Origin of the sequence: Pseudomonas sp. GV071 (genome assembly GCF_003050835.1) — a bacterium.
Taxonomy (GTDB): domain Bacteria; phylum Pseudomonadota; class Gammaproteobacteria; order Pseudomonadales; family Pseudomonadaceae; genus Aquipseudomonas.
The window spans coordinates 123,096-144,685 of record NZ_QAOJ01000006.1 but is presented as its reverse complement, the minus strand read 5'-3'; the positions used below and the strand labels follow the sequence as shown (position 1 = coordinate 144,685).

At 60.8% G+C, this 21,590-nt stretch carries 20 protein-coding genes; 13 read left to right on the top strand and 7 right to left on the bottom strand.

The window, feature by feature from the left end; all coding sequences use genetic code 11:
* Nucleotides 1–133: 133 nt before the first annotated feature.
* A complete protein-coding gene (locus tag C8K61_RS13215; protein WP_108096716.1) occupies nucleotides 134–556 on the bottom strand; it encodes a PilZ domain-containing protein in 423 nt (140 codons plus the stop codon).
* A gap of 32 nt (nucleotides 557–588) precedes the next feature.
* Between C8K61_RS13215 and C8K61_RS13210 the strand changes: the two genes are divergently transcribed.
* The 6 genes from C8K61_RS13210 to C8K61_RS13185 all read left to right on the top strand — a co-directional run bounded on the left by C8K61_RS13210 (nucleotide 589) and on the right by C8K61_RS13185 (nucleotide 5,302).
* The gene (locus tag C8K61_RS13210) at nucleotides 589–948 is read left to right on the top strand and encodes a thioredoxin (RefSeq protein ID WP_108096715.1); all 360 of its coding nucleotides are present in this window, start codon (nucleotides 589–591) and stop codon (nucleotides 946–948) included.
* Nucleotides 948–1,904 carry a putative 2-dehydropantoate 2-reductase gene (locus tag C8K61_RS13205; RefSeq protein ID WP_108096714.1) on the top strand — a complete coding sequence of 319 codons (957 nt, stop codon included), beginning with the start codon at nucleotides 948–950 and terminating at the stop codon, nucleotides 1,902–1,904. The genes C8K61_RS13210 and C8K61_RS13205 overlap by 1 nt, the downstream gene beginning before the upstream one ends.
* Before the next feature lie 7 nt (nucleotides 1,905–1,911).
* Nucleotides 1,912–2,817, top strand: coding sequence for a 5'-nucleotidase (locus C8K61_RS13200; protein WP_108096713.1), 906 nt, complete (start codon nucleotides 1,912–1,914; stop codon nucleotides 2,815–2,817).
* Nucleotides 2,818–2,932: 115 nt separating this feature from the next.
* Nucleotides 2,933–3,436, top strand: a complete 504-nt coding sequence (locus tag C8K61_RS13195; RefSeq protein WP_108096712.1) for a universal stress protein — start codon at nucleotides 2,933–2,935, stop codon at nucleotides 3,434–3,436.
* 173 nt (nucleotides 3,437–3,609) lie between these two features.
* Nucleotides 3,610–4,584: an HTH-type transcriptional regulator CysB gene (gene cysB / locus C8K61_RS13190; protein ID WP_108096711.1), complete on the top strand. Its 975-nt coding sequence runs from the start codon at nucleotides 3,610–3,612 to the stop codon at nucleotides 4,582–4,584.
* 181 nt (nucleotides 4,585–4,765) lie between these two features.
* Nucleotides 4,766–5,302, top strand: a complete 537-nt coding sequence (locus C8K61_RS13185) for a DinB family protein (RefSeq protein ID WP_108096710.1) — start codon at nucleotides 4,766–4,768, stop codon at nucleotides 5,300–5,302.
* 60 nt (nucleotides 5,303–5,362) lie between these two features.
* Here the strand turns inward: C8K61_RS13185 and C8K61_RS13180 are convergent, their stop codons facing one another.
* Nucleotides 5,363–5,983, bottom strand: a complete 621-nt coding sequence (locus tag C8K61_RS13180) for a phosphoadenosine phosphosulfate reductase family protein (RefSeq protein WP_108096709.1) — start codon at nucleotides 5,981–5,983, stop codon at nucleotides 5,363–5,365.
* A gap of 186 nt (nucleotides 5,984–6,169) precedes the next feature.
* Between C8K61_RS13180 and thrH the strand changes: the two genes are divergently transcribed.
* Complete coding sequence (thrH, locus tag C8K61_RS13175) at nucleotides 6,170–6,787, top strand: bifunctional phosphoserine phosphatase/homoserine phosphotransferase ThrH (RefSeq protein ID WP_108096708.1); 618 nt, start codon at nucleotides 6,170–6,172, stop codon at nucleotides 6,785–6,787.
* Between the two features lie 66 nt (nucleotides 6,788–6,853).
* Here thrH and C8K61_RS13170 read toward each other — a convergent pair whose 3' ends face one another.
* From C8K61_RS13170 to C8K61_RS13160, 3 genes are all read right to left on the bottom strand, one after another.
* Nucleotides 6,854–7,840 carry an alpha-L-glutamate ligase-like protein gene (locus C8K61_RS13170; protein WP_108096707.1) on the bottom strand — a complete coding sequence of 329 codons (987 nt, stop codon included), beginning with the start codon at nucleotides 7,838–7,840 and terminating at the stop codon, nucleotides 6,854–6,856.
* Nucleotides 7,841–7,843: 3 nt separating this feature from the next.
* A complete protein-coding gene (locus C8K61_RS13165; protein WP_108096706.1) occupies nucleotides 7,844–9,370 on the bottom strand; it encodes an inactive transglutaminase family protein in 1,527 nt (508 codons plus the stop codon).
* 143 nt (nucleotides 9,371–9,513) lie between these two features.
* Entirely contained in the window at nucleotides 9,514–10,065 is a 552-nt protein-coding gene (locus C8K61_RS13160) for an ATP-dependent zinc protease (protein WP_108096705.1), read from the bottom strand.
* Between the two features lie 404 nt (nucleotides 10,066–10,469).
* Between C8K61_RS13160 and C8K61_RS13155 the strand changes: the two genes are divergently transcribed.
* The 5 genes from C8K61_RS13155 (at nucleotide 10,470) to prpF (ending at nucleotide 17,285) form a co-directional block, all read left to right on the top strand.
* Nucleotides 10,470–11,201 (top strand): GntR family transcriptional regulator, encoded by a 732-nt coding sequence (locus C8K61_RS13155; protein WP_108096704.1) that lies wholly within the window; start codon nucleotides 10,470–10,472, stop codon nucleotides 11,199–11,201.
* Nucleotides 11,198–12,082, top strand: coding sequence for a methylisocitrate lyase (gene prpB / locus C8K61_RS13150; protein ID WP_108096703.1), 885 nt, complete (start codon nucleotides 11,198–11,200; stop codon nucleotides 12,080–12,082). The genes C8K61_RS13155 and prpB overlap by 4 nt, the downstream gene beginning before the upstream one ends.
* An 83-nt stretch (nucleotides 12,083–12,165) precedes the next feature.
* Nucleotides 12,166–13,329, top strand: a complete 1,164-nt coding sequence (prpC, locus tag C8K61_RS13145; protein ID WP_108096702.1) for a 2-methylcitrate synthase — start codon at nucleotides 12,166–12,168, stop codon at nucleotides 13,327–13,329.
* Nucleotides 13,330–13,343: 14 nt separating this feature from the next.
* Nucleotides 13,344–15,956: a Fe/S-dependent 2-methylisocitrate dehydratase AcnD gene (gene acnD, locus C8K61_RS13140; protein WP_108096943.1), complete on the top strand. Its 2,613-nt coding sequence runs from the start codon at nucleotides 13,344–13,346 to the stop codon at nucleotides 15,954–15,956.
* Between the two features lie 141 nt (nucleotides 15,957–16,097).
* Nucleotides 16,098–17,285, top strand: a complete 1,188-nt coding sequence (gene prpF, locus C8K61_RS13135) for a 2-methylaconitate cis-trans isomerase PrpF (RefSeq protein ID WP_108096701.1) — start codon at nucleotides 16,098–16,100, stop codon at nucleotides 17,283–17,285.
* Nucleotides 17,286–17,439: 154 nt separating this feature from the next.
* Here prpF and C8K61_RS13130 read toward each other — a convergent pair whose 3' ends face one another.
* Nucleotides 17,440–18,084, bottom strand: coding sequence for a LysE family translocator (locus C8K61_RS13130; protein WP_218277813.1), 645 nt, complete (start codon nucleotides 18,082–18,084; stop codon nucleotides 17,440–17,442).
* A 28-nt stretch (nucleotides 18,085–18,112) separates the two neighbouring features.
* On the bottom strand, nucleotides 18,113–18,931 hold the full coding sequence (locus C8K61_RS13125) for a pyruvate, water dikinase regulatory protein (protein ID WP_108096700.1): 819 nt from the start codon (nucleotides 18,929–18,931) through the stop codon (nucleotides 18,113–18,115).
* Nucleotides 18,932–19,124: 193 nt separating this feature from the next.
* Here C8K61_RS13125 and ppsA point away from each other — a divergent pair, with 193 nt between their 5' ends.
* Complete coding sequence (ppsA, locus tag C8K61_RS13120; RefSeq protein WP_108096699.1) at nucleotides 19,125–21,497, top strand: phosphoenolpyruvate synthase; 2,373 nt, start codon at nucleotides 19,125–19,127, stop codon at nucleotides 21,495–21,497.
* Nucleotides 21,498–21,590: the final 93 nt, after the last annotated feature.

Sequence of the window (21,590 nt, the reverse complement as noted above, 5' to 3'; positions counted from 1 at the left end):
CAGCCATCTGTCGACAGAGCGCAGAGCGTAACGGGGGTGGGAACCTTAGCGCGTACGGCCCGCCTCGACAATGGGGCTTTCGTGCTTTATAGGGCGGAATATGACGGGATAGGGCAGGCCCGGAGGCAGGCGGCTAGTGCAGGCCGCTGACGTTGGAGAAGGTGGCCGCGTGCTCGGCGATCCATTCCTTGGCGATGGCTTCGACGGGCAGCGGTTGGCCCAGTTCCAGCTCACGCAGGTGACGGTAGTGTTCGATCTGGCAAACCTGCTCGACCATTCGCGCGCGGAACAGGGTTTCTTCATCGATAAAGGCAATGCCGACCAGGTAGTCGCCGGGCTGTTTTTTGCACCAGGCCACCACACCGCTGTACCGCGCCTGTTCGCCCAGCAGCGGAATGCGCAGCTCGACCGCCGTGCCGCGGCGAAAACCTTTAGGGGAATTGCAGGCCACGCCCCCGAGGCTGATATTGTGCAGGCGCTGGCGGGGCAGGAAGGCGTGCTTGCGCTGGACTACCTCAACTGGCATATCACTGGGATGACGCAAAAACTGGCGCATTACGACAAAACTCCACTACTGGATGATGGCTTATGGGCATCACTGCTAGCAGTGTAGCCAGGCAAACCGACCTGTCGGATTTCGATGCAGATCACGCGCTGCTCGATTGGCCTGGCACATCGCTGTTGTTATTTACCAGCATAGGTTGTGCCAGTTGCCGCTGGGCGCGGCGTGAGCTGCCAGGCATGGACCTTTCCGTACAGCGCTTGTGCTGGATCGACGCTGCCAACAATGGCGGTCTGGTCGAACGTTATGAGGTTTTTCACTTGCCAGCGCTGTTCGTCGTGCGCGATGGTCAATTTTTCGGCGCGCTGCAATCGCGCTTGAGTCCGGTCGAGCTGAACGCCGCCATTGGCGTGGCGTTGAGCCGTTCACCTGAGGAGCTTCCCTGATGTCGTTATCCCCCAGCCCACGTATCGGCATTATCGGTACCGGTGCCATCGGTGGTTTTTACGGATTGATGCTGGCGCGCGCCGGTTTTGATGTGCATTTCCTGTTGCGCAGCGAATATGCCGCCGTAGCCGAGCGCGGCCTGCAACTCAACAGCGCCGTGCATGGTGCACTGACGCTTGCAAACGTTCAGGCATATTGCAATGCCGCCGATATGCCGGCCTGCGACTGGCTGTTGGTGGGTGCGAAAAGCACCAGCAACGCCGAGCTGGCGCCCTTGATTGCCAAGGTCGCCGCGCCGAACGCCAAGGTGGTGTTGTTGCAGAACGGCCTGGCAGTGGAAGAGGGCTTGCAGCCGTTGCTGCCGGAGTCGCTGCATCTGCTGGGTGGCCTTTGTTATATCTGCGTCCATCGCTCCGGCCCCGGTGTGATCGAACACCAGGCCCTGGGCGGGGTGAACCTCGGTTACCACAGCGGCCCGGCGACTGAGCCTGGCGCCCAGTTAGCGATTGCCGAAGAAGGCGCCGCGCTGTTCAAGGCGGCCGGTCTGGACTCCACCGCCATGCCCAACCTGGCGCAGGCGCGTTGGCAGAAACTGGTGTGGAACGTGCCGTACAACGGTCTCTCGGTGGTGCTCAACGCCGGAACCACTGCGCTGATGGCCCATGGCGAAACCCGCGCGCTGATTCTGGCGATCATGAAAGAAGTGATCCAGGGCGCCGCCGCCTGCGGTTACGCCATCCCCGAGGTGTTCGCCGACAAGCTGCTGGCTTCCACCGACCGCATGCCCGACTACCTGCCGAGCATGTACCACGACTTCGTGGAAAAGCGCCCGCTGGAGCTGCAGTACATCTATGCCGAGCCATTGGCCGCCGCTGAGCAGGCTGGGGTCGACTTGCCGCGCATCCGCGCGTTGCAGCAACAGCTGGCCTTTATCGACGCACGTAACCTGAGCTGAGGCGCATATGAGCAAAGGGCTGGGGGACAAACTGGTATTGGCGATTTCCTCGCGGGCGCTGTTCGACCTGCGCGAAAGTCACCGTATTTACGAAAGCCAAGGCGTGGAGGCTTACCGCCAATACCAGATTGAGCACGAAGAAGAGATTCTCGCCCCTGGCGATGCCTTTCCCCTGGTGGAAAAACTCCTGGCCCTCAACACCGCCTTGGGTCAACAGCGGGTGGAGGTGATTCTGGTGTCGCGTAACAGCGCCGACACCGGTCTGCGCGCGTTCAATTCGATTCAGCACTACGGCCTGGAAATCTCCCGCGCCGCCTTTGTCGGTGGGCGCAGCCCCGATCCGTACCTGGCGGCGTTCGGCTGCCACCTGTTTCTCTCCACCCATGCCGAAGACGTGCGCAGTGCGCTGCGTGCCGGTTTTGGCGCGGCGACCATTCTCTCCGGCGGCGCCCGCCGCGCCGCCAGCAATGAACTGCGCATCGCGTTCGACGGTGATGCGGTGCTGTTTTCCGATGAGTCCGAGCGGGTCTATCAGGCCGGTGGCCTGGTGGCGTTCCAGACCCATGAGCGCGAGTCGGCCCGTGAATTGCTGGGCGGCGGGCCGTTCAAGCCGTTCCTGGCGGCCTTGCACAGCCTGCAGCAGGAGTTCCCGCAGGAAAGCTGCCCGATTCGCACGGCATTGGTTACCGCGCGCTCGGCGCCGGCCCACGAGCGGGTAATCCGCACCTTGCGCGAATGGAACATCCGCTTGGACGAGTCCTACTTTCTCGGTGGCCTGGAGAAAACCGCGATTCTGGAAACCTTCGGCGCCGATGTGTTCTTCGATGACCAGGCCGGCCACTGCGAGAAAAGTCGCGAGGTGGTCGCCACCGGCCACGTTCCCCATGGCATCAGCAACGAGCCCTTGCTGTAACGCCCAACCTGGCCAGCCTCCTGCCCGTTCGTCTTGGACTGCTAACAGCGCCTGGATTTATAGCCAGCGCTGCTAAGCTCAACCCAGGCCGTTAAGAATGCAGTTAGGAGGCCGCATGATTCGCTCGATTCTTTACGCCACCGATTTAGGCCTTTACGCCCCTTACGTGTTGCAGCATGCCCTGGCCATGGCCCGCGCCTTCAAAGCCGATCTGTACGTGGTACATGCCGTAGAACCCATGGGATTGTTCGCTGAATCGGTACTGAAAACCTACCTGGACGAAGCGGTACTCACGGAAATTCGCACCAATGGCCTCAGCGGTGTGCTGGCCAGCATTGAGCAGCGGGTGTTCGAAGGCTTTCGCGACGAAATGGGCGATGCCCAGCAGGACATGCAGATGGTCCGCGCGGTGCGCGTGGTCCAGGGTGACCCACCGCAGGTGATCCTGGCTGAGGCGCAGCGCTTCAATGTCGACCTGCTGGTGGTCGGCAGCCACAGCAGCCACACGAGTTCTCAGGATATTCCCCTGGGCCGCACGGCTGCGCGGTTGGTGCAGTTGGCCGAGGTGCCGGTGTACCTGGTGCCCATGCTTCAGCACCGGACACGGGCCGAGGTGTAGCAGCAGTGGTAGCAAGATCTGAAACAAGCCGCGGGGGCGGTTGAAAAGGCGATGCAGTTGGACTGACTCTTCTTATGCGAAGAAATAGTCTAGATTTAGTCTTCTAACCACTACTATGGTTATATAACGCCTTTGGCGTCTGCAGCGTCGCCTTTTCGCTTTGAGGGATATTTATGAAGCTCCAGCAACTGCGCTACATCTGGGAAGTCGCGCACCACGATCTCAACGTGTCCGCCACGGCGCAGAGCCTGTATACCTCGCAGCCGGGTATCAGCAAGCAGATCCGTCTGCTTGAGGACGAGTTGGGTGTCGAGGTGTTCGCCCGCAGCGGCAAGCACCTGACCCGTGTGACCCCTGCTGGTGAGCGCATCATCACTACCGCTGGCGAGATTCTGCGCAAGGTCGAGAGCATCAAGCAGATCGCCCAGGAATTCTCCAACGAGAAGAAAGGCACGCTGTCCATCGCCACCACCCACACCCAGGCGCGTTACGCCTTGCCGGCGGTGATCAGCAACTTCATCAAGCAATACCCGGACGTGGCCCTGCACATGCACCAGGGGTCACCGACGCAAATCGCCGAAATGGCCGCTGACGGTACAGTGGACTTCGCCATCGCCACCGAAGGTCTGGAGCTGTTCAACGACCTGATCATGATGCCTTGCTACACCTGGAACCGCTGCGTGGTGGTGCCCCAGGGCCATGCCCTGACCAAGCTACCCAAGTTGACCCTCGAAGCCCTGGCTGAATACCCGATCGTGACCTACGTATTCGGCTTCACCGGTCGGTCCAAGCTCGACGAGGCCTTCAGTCACCGCGGCCTGACGCCGAAAGTGGTGTTCACCGCCGCCGACGCCGACGTCATCAAAACCTACGTACGCCTGGGCCTGGGTGTCGGCATCGTCGCCAAGATGGCGGTGGACGCCAAGCTCGATCCGGACTTGGTGGTGCTGGATGCCAGCGAACTGTTCGAGCCGAGCGTGACCAAGATCGGCTTCCGCCGCGGCACCTTCCTGCGTGGCTTCATGTGCGACTTCATTGAGAAGTTCGCCCCGCACCTGACTCGCGACGTGATGGCCAAAGCCGTTCAGTGCCACAACAAAGTGGAGTTGGAAGAGCTGTTCCACGGAGTGGAGTTGCCCGTTCACTAACAGCGTATTTGCCCCGACAAAAAAGCGCCCGTTGATGGGCGCTTTTTTTAAGGAGTCAAAGATCAAGCGCATCGCGGCTAAAGCCCCTCCCACAGAGGAATGCGCTCACATGGACAAATGTGATTCATGTGGGAGGGGCTTTAGCCGCGAACTTGATTTTGCCGTTTCAAGGAGCGCGTTGATGTCCCGCTGTGATCACTTGGTCTTGATGGCCGCCTATAACGCGGCCATGAACGACAAGCTGTATGCCGCCGCCGCCACTCTGCCAACGGCGCAATTGATGGCTGATCGTCAGGCGTTTTTTCCATCGCTGTTTGCCACCCTCAATCATGTGGTGGCGGGGGATATCGTCTGGCTGAAACGCTTTAGCGAGCACCCGGCAGATTTTCCGGCGTTGCGGGCGATGGCCGAAATTAGCAAACCTGCCAGCCTGCGGGATTTGCTCTGTAGTGACTTGGCGGAATTGCTGGATAGGCGCCAGCAGTTGGACGCCATCATCAGTGCCTGGGCAGGGCAGGTACATCAACCGGACTTGGCGCACCTGTTGCGCTATCAGAACTCCCAGGGCATCCAGCAGAAACCCTTCGGCGCGCTGACCGCGCACTTCTTCAATCACCAGACCCACCACCGCGGGCAGGCCACGACCTTGCTGTTTCAGGCGGGGATCGACGTGGGTTCGACCGACTTGCTCGATCAGATCCCTAATCAGGGCCTCTAAAAGCATCGCGGCTAAAGCCGCTCCTACGGGTCTATGCAACTTGTAGGAGCGGCGTAAGCCTCAGTGGCTGATGTGCAGCCCGCACTCGCGATTATCTTCGCCCTTTGTAGGGTCGAAATAATCGAAGTTATTCGGCAAGCCATGTTTGGTCAGGTACTGGTACAGGTCTTTCGATGACCAGTGCAGCAGCGGGGCCACTTTGATCAAGCCATCGGGGTTGATGCTGATCGGATCCATGGTGGCGCGTACGGCGGTGTCGGTGGCGCGCAGGGCGGTGAACCACACTTGTGGGGCGGTTTCACGCAGGGCGCGGGCGAAGGGTTCCAGTTTCACTTCTTCGGTGAACGCTTCGTGGCGTGGATCGTCCAGACCCGGCACCGGGCCTTCCAGCGCTTCGCGGTGGGCGCGGCTGCGTTTGGGCAGGTAGGTGATCAGGTTGAGGTTCAGCGCGCGGGTCACTTCATCGGCGAACTTGTAGGTGGCTTCGGTGTTGTAGCCGTTGTCCATCCAGATGATCGGGATGTCCGGTTTCACCTGGCTGACCATGTGCAGGATCACCGCTTCGAATGGACGGAAGTTGGTGGTGCAGATCGCGGTCTTGCCCAGGCCCAGTGCCCACTCCACCAGTTTTTCCGGTTCGTTGGCGAATTGGCTGTTGAGCGTTTCCAGATCGAGGTCCATTACGGGGCTCCAGGGTCATGTCGGCAGGGGAGGGCGATGGTAGCAAAATCCGTTGCGGCCCTGCAGCACGCAACGCTGATAGGCAATATCAGCCTCAGTGAAGAAGCGTCGGCGCCCCGCGTTGCGTGGGCGCAGGCAAGCGGCTAGAGTGCCGCCTTCTTTCTGAATCCTGTTTAGGAGTGCCCTGTGGAAATCGCCTGTCTCGACCTGGAAGGTGTGTTGGTCCCGGAAATCTGGATCGCCTTCGCGGAAAAAACCGGTATCGAAGCGCTCAAAGCCACCACCCGCGATATTCCCGACTACGACGTGCTGATGAAGCAGCGTCTGCGCATCCTCGATGAGCACGGTCTGAAACTGGCCGACATTCAGGAAGTGATCGCCACCCTCAAGCCGCTGGAAGGCGCTGTGGAATTTGTCGACTGGCTGCGCGAGCGCTTCCAGGTGGTGATTCTGTCGGACACCTTCTACGAGTTCTCCCAGCCGCTGATGCGCCAACTGGGTTTCCCGACCCTGCTGTGCCACAAGCTGATCACCGACGAAACTGACCGCGTGGTGAGCTACCAGCTGCGCCAGAAAGACCCCAAGCGTCAGTCGGTGCTGGCGTTCAAGAGCCTGTACTACCGCGTGATCGCCGCTGGTGACTCGTATAACGACACCACCATGCTCAGCGAAGCCCATGCCGGTATCCTGTTCCATGCCCCGGAAAACGTGATTCGCGAGTTCCCGCAGTTCCCGGCGGTGCACACCTATGAAGACCTGAAACAGGAATTCATCAAGGCGTCGAACCGTGAGCTGAGCTTGTAAGCTCCTCGCGCATAAAAAAGCCCGCTTGGTTGCGGGCTTTTTTACGTCTGCAAGGCAGGGCGGCGATCAGATCTCGGCTTTATGCACGTTGCCAAACAGGCCCTGGGCAAAACGCACGCGCTCTTCCGCGGTTTCCACCACGCCCTGCGCCGTCAGCTCGGCAATCCGTGCCTCCACAGCATGGGCACGGTGGGTCAGGCCGCAGTCGTTGGCGATCTGGATGTTCAGGCCGGGGCGGGCGTTGAGTTCGAGAATCAGCGGGCCCTTTTCCTGGTCCAGCACCATGTCGACACCGATGTAACCCAGGCCACACAGCTCGTAGCAACCGGCGGCCAGCTTCATGAAGCCGTCCCAGTTGGGCAGCTGCACGCCGTCGACGGCGTTGGTGGTGTCCGGGTGTTTGCTGATCTTGTTGTTCAGCCAGGTGCCGCGCAGGGTCACCCCGGTGGCCAGGTCGACACCCACGCCAATGGCGCCCTGGTGCAGGTTGGCCTTGCCGCCGGACTGGCGTGTCGGCAAGCGCAACATGGCCATCACCGGGTAGCCCATCAGCACGATGATGCGGATGTCTGGCACGCCTTCGTAGCTGATGCTTTTGAAGATCTGGTCCGGGGTTACCCGGTATTCGATCAGCGCGCGATCGCGGTGGCCGCCCAGCGAGTACAGACCGGTGAGGATGCTGGAAATCTGATGCTCCAGCTCCTCATGGCTGACGATCTTGCCGGACACCGTGCGGTAGCGATCTTCGAAGCGGTCGGCGATCACCAGAATGCCGTCACCGCCCGCGCCCTGCGCCGGCTTGATGACGAAGTCCGGACGGTCACCGATGATTTCCGGCAGTTTGTCGATCTGCTTTTCGGTCTCGATGATGCCGTACATTTCCGGCACATGGATGCCGGCCAGAATTGCCCGCTCCTTGGTGATGATCTTGTCATCGACGATCGGGTACAGGTTGCGCTTGTTGTACTTGAGCACGTAGTCCGCGTTGCGCCGGTTGATGCCCATGATGCCTTTGGCTTCCAGGGCCTTCCACGTTTTGATCATGCCGAACATGGCTCAGTCCTTCAGAAAGGCTTTGAAGCGGAACAGCTCGGTCAGGCGATAGCCGCGATAACGACCCATGGCCAACATGAAGCCCACCAGAATCAGCAGCACTGCCGGGAAGGTAAACACGAAGTAGTTCAGCTCCGGCACGGTCATCAGCAGGTGCGCCAGGGAGGCGGCGAACAGGGTGCCGATCGCCACTTTCATGGCATGGCCACCACCGCGCTCTTCCCAGGTGATCGAGAGGCGTTCGATGGTCATGGTCAGAATCACCATCGGGAACAGCGCCACCGACAGGCCGCGTTCCAGGCCCAACTTATGACTCAGCAAGCTGATGGTGGCGATCAGCACCACCACGAAGGTCAGCACCACCGACAGCCTCGGCAGCATCTGCAGCTTCAGGTGTTCGAGGTACGACCTGAGCGATAAGCCGAGGGCGGTAATGATGGTAAATAGCGCAATGCCATAGCCCAGCTGCATTTCGCGGAACGCCAGGGCGATCAGTACCGGAGTGAAGGTACCCAGGGTCTGCAGGCCGATGAGGTTACGCAGCACCAGAATTACCAGCACGCCGATGGGGATCATCACCATGATCATGAAGGTCTGCTGGGTCTGCAGCGGCAGGCCGTACAGCGAGTATTCGAGGAAGTCGGCGTCGGTGTTTTCGTCGGTCAGCTTGGCCAGGCGAATGGCGTTCATCTGGCTGTTGTTGAGGCTGAAGCGCACCTGCAGTTTCTTGCCGCCTTCGATGCTTACCAGGTTTTCATCACCGGTCCACCACACCAGGCGGTCGGCCGGCAGGCCTTGCTCGCCGGTTTCCGGGCTGAAGTACAGCCAGTCCTGACCGTTGAAGCTGCGCAGCCACAGCTCCGGGGTCTGGGGTTGGTCAGCCACCAGGCGGATGGTGTGCACGCGCTCCATCGGCACGTGGGCGATAGACAACAGCAGCTCGATGGTCTTGGCCTTGTTCGGCGTCGACGGGTCGCCAGCCAGCAACAGTTTGACGTTGTCGTCATTGACGTTGTTGACCCGCTTGATGGTCTCGCTGATGAAGGTTTCGATGTCCGCCGAGTGTTGGCGAATCGGTGCCATCAGGGCTTCGGCGGCAATTTTCTCGGCGCCTTCGACGGCAATGCTGTCGCGGAAGATCGGGCCTTTGGCCTTGGGTTTTTCACCGCTGTAACGCTTGGTCAGCACCAGGCGGTAGTAGAGGGTCTGGTTGCCACTGACACGGCGGGCCGACCAGGTGACCTTACGGTTGCCGTCGACACGGTTGATGCTCACCCCATAGTTGTTGGAGATGAAGCTCTCGTTGAGGCTGACATAGTCCTGGCTCAGCGGCGGCACGAACATCTGCACTTTCACCGGGTTTTTCGGTGTTGCCACGAACTCGACCTTGGCGTCGATGTTCCACAGATCGTCAGTTTCATCCTCGGTAATCGGGATGCCAACGATGAAAATCTGGTAGGCCGTAATCAGAACGCCCAAGGTCACCAATATGGCGATCAGGACTTTCAGATGCAGGGTAAGAGAGCGCATGTCGGGAACCTGTCCATTAATCAATCTTGTTAGTGTCGCTGTACCACATGACCCCAGGCAGGGTGTGGTGCAGGTAATGGCATTGCGGTGGAGCTCACGTTCTTTGCTGTCTAGCGCGGCAGTTGGGCGGTCGGGTAGGCCGCTTAGCTAACCGGTTGTTTCTCGTTGCTGTCATCGGCCACGGCGCAACCAGGCTTGCCGGCGGCGTATTTGAGGCTGGGGTCGACCAGGGCGTCGAAGCGTTTCAGCGCTTCGGAGCCAATCAATAGGGGGTACTGGAAGGCACTGCGGTCGGTGAGGTTGACTTCGATGGTGCGCAGGGCCTTGCCCATGCACACCTGCAACTCGATCACCGGGCGGGCGGTGTAGGTTTTCTCTTCGTCCGGGTCGTAGTCACCGGCGCGACGTTTGATTTTGCTGATCCGTGCCAGCGGGCGTTCGATGGGGTGGGCGTGGGCATCGTCGATGGCCAGGTAGAAGCGCACCCAGGTTTCGCCGTCGCGCTTGAAGCGTTTGATATCGCGCGCGCTCAGCGAGGCCGTCTTGGCGCCGGTGTCGAGTTTGGCGGCCACTTGCAGATCGATGTCGGTGAGCTGGGCGTATTCGTTCAGGCCATACACGCCCTTGTCCGCCGCCTGGCCAACGGCCGGCAACAGAAAAAGAGATAACAGCAGGGCTAAGGGCTTGAGTGTCATAAGTCCTAAAACGGATCGTGGTAATTGCAGCGGGTCTCGTGGAGCGAGTCCCCGTATCAAGTCACTTAGTGTTAACAGCAAGGGCTTAGTTTCACCTAACGCCTGGCGAGTGAGTCTAGCAGCCCACGCGAAGCGCTCCGCAGGCCACAGGCGCGGCGCATTCTAACATGCAGATTTTCTGCGGCGACAGGCGGTTAGCTTGCTTTCTATTGCTTGGATCAAGGCAAGAGCATCGAGGTTGACCGGCCTCTCCACAAGGGGCGCGTTTGTTTTTGGGAGAGGCTTGAACCTCGATTCCTGCAAAAGACGATCTAAAAATACTGTCGACAATGTCTACAGATTGTTTGACGAAAAGGTCTTTCAAGGGTAGTTTCCGTCGAAATATCTAGCGATGTGTCGACACTATGCAAGACGCCCTCGAATCCCCGGTTGATGCGCCCCTCGATTCCGAGACCCTCTCGGAGCATGTGTTCCGCCGTATCCAGGCGGCCATCGTGCAGGGCGATATCGCCCCGGGCAGCAAGATCTCCGAGCCGGAACTGGCCCGTACCTACGGCATCAGCCGCGGCCCGCTGCGTGAGGCGATTCACCGCCTGGAAGGGCAGCGCTTGCTGGTGCGCGTTCCCCATGTCGGCGCCCGCGTGGTCTCGCTGAGCCACGCCGAGCTGATCGAGCTCTACGAAATTCGCGAATCCCTGGAAGGCATGGCCTGTCGCCTGGCCGCCGAGCGCATGAGCCAGAGCGAGATCGACGAGCTGCGCAACGTGCTCGACCTGCATGAGCGCGACGCCGCGTTCCAGGCCGGCGTCGGCTACTACCAGCAGGAAGGCGACTTCGACTTCCACTACCGGATCATTCAGGGCAGCGGCAATAAAACCCTGGCGCAGATGCTCTGCGGCGAGCTGTACCAACTGGTGCGCATGTATCGCCTGCAGTTCTCCGCCACGCCCAACCGCCCCCGGCATGCCTTTGCCGAACACCACCGCATTCTTGACGCGATTTCCGAACGGGATGGCGAACTGGCTGAGCTTCTGATGCGCCGCCATATCGCTGCCTCCAAACGCAACATTGAACGCCATTACACCGGCCAGGCCGGGCAGGCGGTTTCCAAGTCCCCAACGAGAGGTGAAGCATGAGTTCGAACACCCCAGGTCAACGTTTCCGCGCTGCCATCGCTGCCGAGTCGCCGCTGCAGGTTATCGGCGCCATCAACGCCAACCACGCGCTGCTGGCAAAGCGTGCTGGCTATAAAGCTATTTATCTCTCGGGTGGCGGGGTGGCTGCCGGCTCCCTGGGCTTGCCGGACCTGGGCATCAACACCCTGGACGATGTGCTCACCGACGTGCGCCGCATCACCGACGTCTGCGACCTGCCGCTGCTGGTCGACATCGACACCGGTTTCGGCCCCAGCGCCTTCAACATCGAGCGCACGATCAAGAACCTGATCAAGGCCGGCGCTGCCGCCGCGCACATTGAAGACCAGGTAGGCGCCAAGCGTTGCGGTCACCGTCCGGGCAAAGAAATCGTCTCCACCGAAGAAATGGCTGACCGCGTAAAAGCTGCGGCAGACGCCAAGACCGATGCCGACTTCTTCCTGATCGCCCGCACCGACGCCATCCAGGCCGAAGGCGTGGACGCTGCCATTGAACGCTGCCTGCGTTACGTGGAAGCCGGCGCCGACGGCATCTTCGCCGAGGCCGCCTACGACCTGCCGACCTACAAACGTTTCGTCGACGCCCTTGGCGTGCCAGTGCTGGCCAACATCACCGAGTTCGGCGCCACGCCATTGTTTACTCGCGATGAGCTGGCCTCGGTCGGTGTCGCCATTCAGCTTTACCCGCTTTCGGCCTTCCGCGCTTCCAACAAGGCAGCGGAAAGTGTCTACACCTCGATTCGTCAGAACGGCCATCAGAAGGACGTCATCGAACTGATGCAGACCCGTGCCGAACTGTATGACCGCATCAACTACCACGCCTTCGAGCAGAAGCTCGACGCGTTGTTTGCTGCCAAGAAGTGATGCCGCGCAAACCGCCTGGCTGAAGGGCGGCTTGTAGCAACAGAACAAGAAATCCAACCGGATCAGATGAGGAGATACCCGCGATGAGCGCAACCCCAGAGACGACCACGCCGGGCTTCAAACCCAAGAAATCGGTAGCCCTGAGCGGCACCGCTGCTGGCAATACTGCCCTGTGCACCGTCGGCCGTACCGGTAACGACCTGCACTACCGTGGCTACGACGTACTCGACTTCGCCAACCGCTGCGACTTCGAAGAAATCGCCCACCTGCTGGTGCACGGCAAACTACCGAACGTGTCGGAGCTCGCCGCTTACAAGGCCAAGCTCAAAGCCCTGCGCGGGATTCCCGCCGCACTGAAAACCTCCCTGGAGCAACTGCCGCCGTCGGCCCACCCGATGGATGTGATGCGTACCGCCGTGTCGGTATTGGGTTGCGTGTCGCCAGAAAAGGACGACCACAACCACCCCGGCGCCCGCGATATTGCCGACAAGCTGATGGCCTCCCTGGGCTCTGCCTTGCTGTACTGGTACCACTTCAGCCACAACGGCAAACGCATCGACGTGGAAACCGACGACGACTCCATCGGTGGTCACTTCCTGCACCTGCTGCACGGCGAGAAACCACGCGAGTCGTGGGTGCGCGCCATGCACACCTCGCTGAACCTGTACGCCGAACACGAATTCAACGCCTCCACCTTTACCTCGCGGGTGATTGCTGGCACCGGTTCCGACATGCATTCCTGCATCGCCGGCGCCATCGGCGCCCTGCGTGGGCCGAAACACGGTGGCGCTAACGAAGTGGCCTTCGAGATCCAGAAGCGCTACGACAACCCGGACGAAGCCGAGGCTGACATCCGCGCCCGCGTCGAGAAAAAAGAAGTGGTGATCGGTTTCGGCCACCCGGTGTACACCGTGGCTGATCCGCGCAACAAAGTGATCAAAGAGGTGGCGCGCGAACTGTCCGCCGAGCAGAGCAACACCAAGATGTTCGACATTGCCGAGCGCCTGGAAACCATCATGTGGGACATCAAGAAAATGTTCCCCAACCTCGATTGGTTCAGTGCCGTCAGCTACCACATGATGGGTGTGCCGACCGCCATGTTCACTCCGCTGTTCGTGATTGCGCGTACCTCCGGCTGGTCGTCCCACGTGATCGAGCAGCGCATCGACGGCAAGATCATTCGCCCGAGCGCCAACTACACAGGGCCTGAAGACCTGAAGTTCGTGCCACTCAAGGATCGCCCATAACCATGAGCATCCAAATGAACACTCAATACCGCAAGAACCTGCCCGGCAGCGCGCTGGACTACTTCGACACCCGTGAGGCGGTCGATGCCATCGAGCCTGGGGCCTACGCCAAACTGCCGTACACCTCGCGGGTGCTGGCCGAGCAGTTGGTGCGTCGCTGCGCCCCGGCGGTGCTCACTGATTCGCTCAAGCAGCTGATCGAGCGCAAGCGCGACCTCGACTTCCCTTGGTACCCGGCGCGCGTGGTGTGCCACGACATTCTCGGCCAGACCGCACTGGTCGACCTGGCCGGCCTGCGTGATGCGATTGCCGACAAGGGCGGTGACCCGGCCAAGGTCAATCCGGTGGTGCCGACGCAATTGATCGTCGACCACTCCCTGGCCGTCGAATTCGCCGGCTTCGATCCGGACGCGTTCGAGAAGAACCGCGCCATTGAAGACCGTCGCAACGAAGACCGCTTCCACTTCATCGAGTGGACCAAGACCGCGTTCAAGAACGTCGACGTGATTCCGGCCGGCAACGGCATCATGCACCAGATCAACCTGGAGAAAATGAGCCCGGTGATCCAGGCCCGTGATGGCGTGGCGTACCCGGACACCTGCGTCGGTACCGACAGCCACACCCCGCACGTCGATGCCCTGGGCGTGATCGCTATTGGCGTTGGCGGCCTGGAAGCGGAAACCGTGATGCTTGGCCGTGCTTCGATGATGCGCCTGCCGGATATCGTCGGTGTGCAACTGACCGGCAAACGCCAGCCAGGCATTACCGCGACCGATATCGTGCTGGCGATCACCGAGTTTCTGCGCAAGGAGCGGGTGGTGGGTGCTTACGTCGAGTTTTTCGGCGAGGGTGCGGACAGCCTGTCCATCGGCGACCGCGCGACCATCTCCAACATGTGCCCGGAATACGGCGCCACCGCCTCGATGTTCTACATCGACCAGCAGACCATCGACTACCTCAAGCTCACCGGCCGCGAGCCCGAGCAAGTGGCCTTGGTCGAGCAGTACGCCAAGCTCACCGGCCTGTGGGCCGATGCCTTGGTGACCGCCGAATACGAGCGAGTGCTGAGCTTCGATTTGTCCACTGTAGTGCGCAACATGGCCGGCCCGAGCAACCCGCACAAACGCCTGCCGACCTCGGCATTGCAGGAGCGCGGGATTGCCGGTGAGGCGATGCTGGCGGCCAGTAAAGTAGAAGAGGCCGATGGCCTGCTGCCGGACGGCGCAGTGATCATCGCCGCCATCACCAGCTGCACCAACACCTCCAACCCACGCAACGTAGTGGCGGCCGGGCTGGTGGCGAAAAAGGCCAACGCCTTGGGCCTGGTGCGCAAACCGTGGGTGAAAACCTCGTTTGCCCCAGGTTCGAAAGTGGCCAAGCTGTACCTGGAAGAAGCCGGCTTGCTGACCGAACTGGAACAGCTGGGTTTCGGCATCGTTGCCTATGCCTGCACCACCTGTAACGGCATGTCCGGCGCGCTGGATCCGGTGATCCAGCAGGAAATCATCGACCGCGACCTGTATGCCACTGCCGTGTTGTCGGGTAACCGCAACTTCGATGGCCGTATCCACCCGTACGCCAAGCAGGCCTTCCTGGCCTCGCCGCCGCTGGTGGTGGCCTACGCCATCGCCGGTACCGTGCGCTTTGATATCGAGCAGGACGTGCTCGGCCATGACACGGCCGGCAACCCGATCACTCTGAAAGACCTGTGGCCAAGCGACGAGGAGATCGACGCACTGGTCGCCACCTCGGTGAAGCCGGAGCAGTTCAAGCAGATCTACATTCCGATGTTCGATCTGGGCACCTTTGCCGAAGCGGAAAGCCCGCTGTACGACTGGCGTCCGCAGTCCACCTACATTCGCCGTCCGCCGTACTGGGAAGGTGCCTTGGCCGGTGAACGCACGCTGACCGGCATGCGTCCGCTGGCGGTGCTGCCGGACAACATCACCACCGATCACCTGTCGCCGTCCAACGCCATTCTGCTGGACAGCGCCGCCGGTGAGTACCTGGCGAAAATGGGCCTGCCGGAAGAGGACTTCAACTCCTACGCCACCCACCGTGGTGACCATTTGACGGCGCAGCGCGCCACCTTCGCCAACCCGCAGTTGGTGAATGAAATGGCTGTGGTCGATGGCCAGGTGAAAAAAGGCTCGCTGACCCGCCTGGAGCCGGAAGGCAAGGTCACCCGCATGTGGGAAGCGATTGAAACCTACATGGAGCGCAAGCAGCCGCTGATCATCGTCGCCGGTGCTGACTACGGTCAGGGCTCGTCGCGTGACTGGGCCGCCAAGGGTGTACGCCTGGCTGGGGTGGAAGCGATTGCCGCCGAAGGTTTCGAGCGTATTCACCGCACCAACCTGGTGGGCATGGGCGTGTTGCCGCTGGAGTTCAAACCCGGCACCAATCGTCTGACCCTGGGCCTGGACGGCACCGAGTTGTACGACGTGGTTGGCGCACGCACCCCGCGCGCCACTCTGACCCTGGTGATCACCCGCAAAAACGGTGAGCGCCTGGAAGTGCCGATGACCTGCCGCCTGGACACCGCCGAAGAAGTGTCGGTGTACGAAGCCGGCGGTGTGCTGCAGCGCTTTGCCCAGGATTTCCTGGAAGGGAATGTGGCGGTTTAAACGCCGCTACCCAGGTAACGGTCGGCTCTTGTGGGAGGGGCTTTAGCCGCGATGCTCTTTCGATGCTGAAAAGCTCGCGGCTGAAGCCCCTCCCACAGGGCCGGTGTGATATCCGAATGGTTTACGAGGACATCAAATTCCATGCCCCATGCAGCGCAAATCAAAATCCCCGCCACCTATCTGCGTGGCGGCACCAGCAAGGGCGTGTTCTTCCGCCTGCAAGACTTGCCCGAGAGCTGCCAGGTACCGGGCGCCGCCCGTGATCGTCTGTTCATGCGTGTGATCGGCAGCCCCGACCCTTACGCCGCGCAGATCGACGGCATGGGCGGCGCCACGTCCAGCACCAGCAAGTGCGTGATCCTGTCTAAAAGCAGCCAGCCGGACCATGACGTCGATTACCTCTACGGCCAGGTGTCCATCGACAAAGCCTTTGTCGACTGGAGTGGCAACTGCGGCAACCTGTCCACCGGTGCCGGCGCCTTTGCCCTGCATGCGGGGTTGGTCGACCCGGCGCGCATTCCGGACAACGGCGTGTGCGTGGTGCGGATCTGGCAGGCCAATATCCAGAAAACCATCATCGCCCACGTGCCGGTCAGCAATGGCCAGGTCCAGGAAACCGGTGACTTCGAGCTGGACGGGGTGACCTTCCCGGCAGCGGAGATCGTGCTGGAGTTCCTCGACCCGTCGGATGACGGCGAGGAGGGCGGCTCGATGTTCCCCACCGGCAACCTGGTCGATGACCTGGAAGTACCCGGTGTGGGCACCTTCAAGGCGACCATGATCACTGCCGGTATTCCTACCGTGTTCGTCAATGCCGAAGACATCGGCTATCGCGGCACCGAGCTGCGTGAAGACATCAACGGCAACCCTGAGGCGCTGGCGCGTTTTGAGGCCATTCGTGTCGCCGGCGCCTTGCGCATGGGCCTGATCAAACACGCCGACGAGGCGCTGACCCGTCAGCACACGCCGAAGGTGGCCTTCGTCGCCAAGGCTCAGGACTACAAAGCATCCAGCGGCAAGATTGTGCAGGGCGCGGACGTTGATCTGCTGGTACGTGCGCTGTCGATGGGCAAGCTGCACCACGCCATGATGGGCACGGCGGCCGTGGCCATTGGTACGGCGGCGGCGATTCCGGGCACCTTGGTCAACCTGGCAGCTGGCGGCGGTGCGCGCACGGCGGTGCGCTTCGGGCATCCGTCCGGCACCTTGCGGGTGGGCGCTGAGGCGACGCAGGTTAATGGCGAGTGGACCGTGACCAAGGCGATCATGAGCCGCAGTGCGCGCATTTTGATGGAAGGCTGGGTGCGGGTGCCGGGGGATAGTTTTTGAGGTGGGGCTGAGAACGCTGCCCTCTCCCTCAGCCCCTCTCCCACAAGCGGGCGAGGGGAGCTTAACCGAGCTGGGCGTCCGGCCGGGCTGTTGCTTAGTCCCCTCGCCCCAGCGGGGAGAGGGTTAGGGAGAGGGGGCGGCTGCGAGCACGTTCTTAATGGTGAGTGGTGCTGAGCAACACGCCACTGGCGCCCATAAAAAACGCGCCAGTGGTTTTGTTCAGGCGGCGAGCGCCGGTCGGGGTTTTGATCAGTCGGCGAATTTGCCGGCCGAACAGGCCGTAAACCATGGAGGCAAAGAACTCTGCCAGCAGGTACGTGCCGCCCAGGTACACAAACTGTTCGGTGGGGGGCAATTCGGGTTTGATGAACTGCGGGAAAATGGCCGCGAACAGCAGAATGGCTTTTGGGTTGCTGATGCCGACAAGGAACTCTTGAAGCATCAGTTTGGTCACACTCCTGTTCGCCTGCGCGCTGTCTGCTACGCTGCTTTCAGCCAGATCGAGGCCGCTGAATTCACGGCTGCGCCAGGTGCGGATGCCGAGATAGAGCAGGTAAGCGGCGCCGATCCACTTGAGGGTGGTAAACGCGGTTTCCGAAGCCAGCAGCATGGCGCCAAGACCCACGGCAGAAATGCTGAGGAAAATGGCATAGGAAATCGCCCGGCCGACGGTGGCGGCAACGGCAGTACCGACACCATGACGAATACCGTTGTTCAGTGCGCAGAAGTTGTTCGGCCCTGGCGTCAGGGCGATAAACACAGCGATTGGCGCGAACAGCAAGCAGTCCATCAGGGTCATGGCGGGTACCTGGTTTAAAGGGGCGGGGTTATTTCAGGCGCCGCTCAACGCCTTTTTCCACCAGGATCTTGGCGGAAATCTCTTCCACGGAGAAATGCGTGGAATTGATGTACGGAATGTTTTCCCGGCGCAGCAGTTGTTCGACTTCACGCACTTCGAACTCGCACTGGGCAAAGCTGGCGTAACGGCTGTTGGGCTTGCGTTCGTTGCGAATGGCGGTCAAACGGTCGGGGTCGATGGTCAGACCGAACAGTTTGTCTTTGTATGGCCTGAGCGCGTTGGGCAGTTGCAGGCGCTCCATGTCTTCTTCGGTCAACGGGTAGTTGGCCGCACGAATGCCATATTGCAGTGCCATATAAAGGCAGGTAGGGGTTTTACCGCAGCGCGAGACACCGACCAGAATCAGGTCGGCCTTGTCGTAGTAGTGCGTGCGGGCGCCATCGTCGTTGTCGAGGGCAAAGTTCACGGCCTCGATACGCTCCATATAGTTGGAGTTGTGACTGATGGAATGGGACTTGCCCACCGAATAGGACGAGTGCGACGTCAGTTCCTGTTCGAGCGGGGCGAGGAAGGTCGAGAAGATGTCGATCATGAAGCCATCGGACTTGGCCAGGATGTCGCGGATGTCCTGGTTGACGATGGTGTCGAAGATGATCGGGCGAACGCCGTCTTTCTCGGCCGCATTGTTGATTTGCTGTACCATCGCCCGCGCTTTTTCCACGGTGTCGATGTAGGGGCGCGTGAGCTTGTGAAAAGTGATGTTCTCGAACTGCGCCAGCAGGCTTTGGCCAAGCGTTTCGGCCGTGATGCCGGTGCCGTCGGAGATGAAGAAAGCGGTTCGTTTCATTTGCACCGAGGGCCTTAAGCTAGGGATGATTCTTGGCTATGATAGGCCCCCTTTTGATCGAAGCCATGCCGGTTGGCATTGTTACTTATTTTCCAGGGCCAGGCCACCGTCACACCGCGCTGCACTTTGTGCCGCAACGGGTGAGAGTAAATAGGGTCTGAGCTAGTCCAACACCGTTAGTGGAGAGATCACCTTGGCTGAATACGTAGTTTCCCTCGATAAGCTCGGCGTCCATGATGTGGAGCACGTGGGGGGCAAGAACGCATCCCTCGGCGAAATGATCAGTAACCTCGCAGGCGCTGGCGTCTCGGTCCCCGGTGGTTTTGCCACCACTGCCCAGGCCTACCGTGATTTCCTTGAACTGAGCGGCCTCAACGCGCAAATCCACGCCGCGCTCGACGCGCTGGATGTCGATGACGTCAATGCCCTGGCCAAGACCGGTGCCCAGATCCGCCAATGGATCATGGAAGCCGAATTCCCCGAGCGCCTCAACACGGAAATCCGCACCGCCTTCGCCGCCATGGCCAACGGCAACGAAAACATGGCCGTGGCTGTGCGCTCCTCCGCCACCGCCGAAGACCTGCCAGACGCCTCCTTCGCTGGCCAGCAAGAAACCTTCCTGAACATCCGCGGCGTGGAAAACGTCATCCGTGCGGCCAAGGAAGTGTTTGCCTCGCTGTTCAACGACCGCGCCATCTCCTATCGCGTGCACCAGGGTTTCGACCACAAGCTGGTGGCGCTGTCGGCTGGCGTACAGCGCATGGTGCGTTCGGAAACCGGTACCGCCGGCGTGTTGTTCACCCTGGACACCGAATCGGGCTTCCGTGACGTGGTGTTCATCACCGGCGCCTACGGCCTCGGCGAAACCGTGGTGCAAGGCGCGGTCAACCCGGACGAGTTCTACGTTCACAAGAAAACCTTGGAAGAAGGCCGCCCGGCGATCCTGCGTCGCAACCTGGGCAGTAAAGCCATCAAGATGATCTACGGCGACGAAGCCAAGGCCGGAAAGTCGGTGAAAACCGTCGACGTCGACCGTGCCGACCGCGCCCGTTTCTGCCTGAGCGATGCCGAAGTCACCGAGCTCGCCAAGCAAGCGCTGATCATTGAAAAACACTACGGCCGCCCGATGGACATCGAGTGGGCCAAAGACGGTGACGACGGCCAGCTGTACATCGTTCAAGCGCGTCCGGAAACCGTGAAAAGCCGCACCACCGCCAACGTGATGGAGCGCTACCTGCTCAAAGAAACCAGCAAAGTGCTGGTGGAAGGCCGCGCCATTGGCCAGAAGATCGGCGCCGGTAAAGTGCGCGTGATCAACGATGTGTCCGAGATGGACAAGGTGCAGCCAGGCGACGTGTTGGTTTCCGACATGACCGACCCGGACTGGGAGCCGGTGATGAAGCGCGCCAGCGCCATCGTCACCAACCGTGGCGGGCGCACCTGTCACGCGGCGATCATCGCCCGTGAACTGGGGATCCCGGCAGTGGTCGGTTGCGGCAACGCCACCCAGGTGCTGAGCGATGGCCAGGGTGTGACTGTGTCCTGCGCCGAAGGCGACACCGGGTTCATCTTCGAAGGCGAGCTGGGCTTCGACATCCGCACCAACTCCGTCGATGCCATGCCGGACCTGCCGTTCAAAATAATGATGAACGTCGGTAACCCAGACCGCGCGTTCGACTTCGCCCAGTTGCCCAACGCCGGTATCGGCCTGGCGCGCCTGGAGTTCATCATCAACCGCATGATCGGCGTGCACCCCAAGGCGCTGCTCAACTACGCCGGTCTGCCGCCAGAAATCAAAGACAGCGTCGACAAGCGTATCGCCGGTTACGACGATCCGGTCGGCTTCTATGTCGAGAAACTGGTTGAGGGCATCAGCACCCTGGCCGCGGCGTTCTGGCCGAAGAAGGTCATCGTGCGTCTGTCGGACTTCAAGTCCAACGAATACGCCAACCTGATTGGCGGCAAGCTGTATGAGCCGGAAGAAGAGAACCCGATGCTGGGCTTCCGCGGTGCCTCGCGTTACATCAGCGAGTCGTTCCGCGACTGCTTCGAACTGGAATGCCGTGCACTGAAGAAAGTGCGCAACGAGATGGGCCTGACCAACGTCGAAATCATGGTGCCGTTCGTGCGCACCCTGGGCGAAGCGAGCCAGGTCATCGACCTGTTGGCGGCCAACGGGCTGGCCCGTGGCAAAGATGGCCTGCGCATCATCATGATGTGCGAACTGCCATCCAACGCCATTCTGGCCGAGGAATTCCTTGAGTTCTTCGACGGCTTCTCCATCGGCTCCAACGACCTGACCCAGTTGACCCTGGGCCTGGACCGCGACTCCGGCATCATCGCGCACCTGTTCGATGAACGTAATCCGGCGGTCAAGAAGCTGCTGTCCAATGCCATCCAGGCCTGTAATAAGGCGGGCAAGTACATCGGTATTTGCGGTCAGGGCCCGTCGGACCACCCGGACCTGGCCAAGTGGCTGATGGAGCAGGGCATCGAAAGCGTGTCGTTGAACCCAGACTCCGTGCTGGAAACCTGGTTCTTCCTGGCTGAAGGTCAACAGGCCTGAGCCAGAAGCAGCGCCGGCGGTTAGAATGCCGGCGTTGCGTTAACCACCTATAAGAAGGGCGGGTCTATTCCCGCCCTTTTTTCTGCAAGTTTT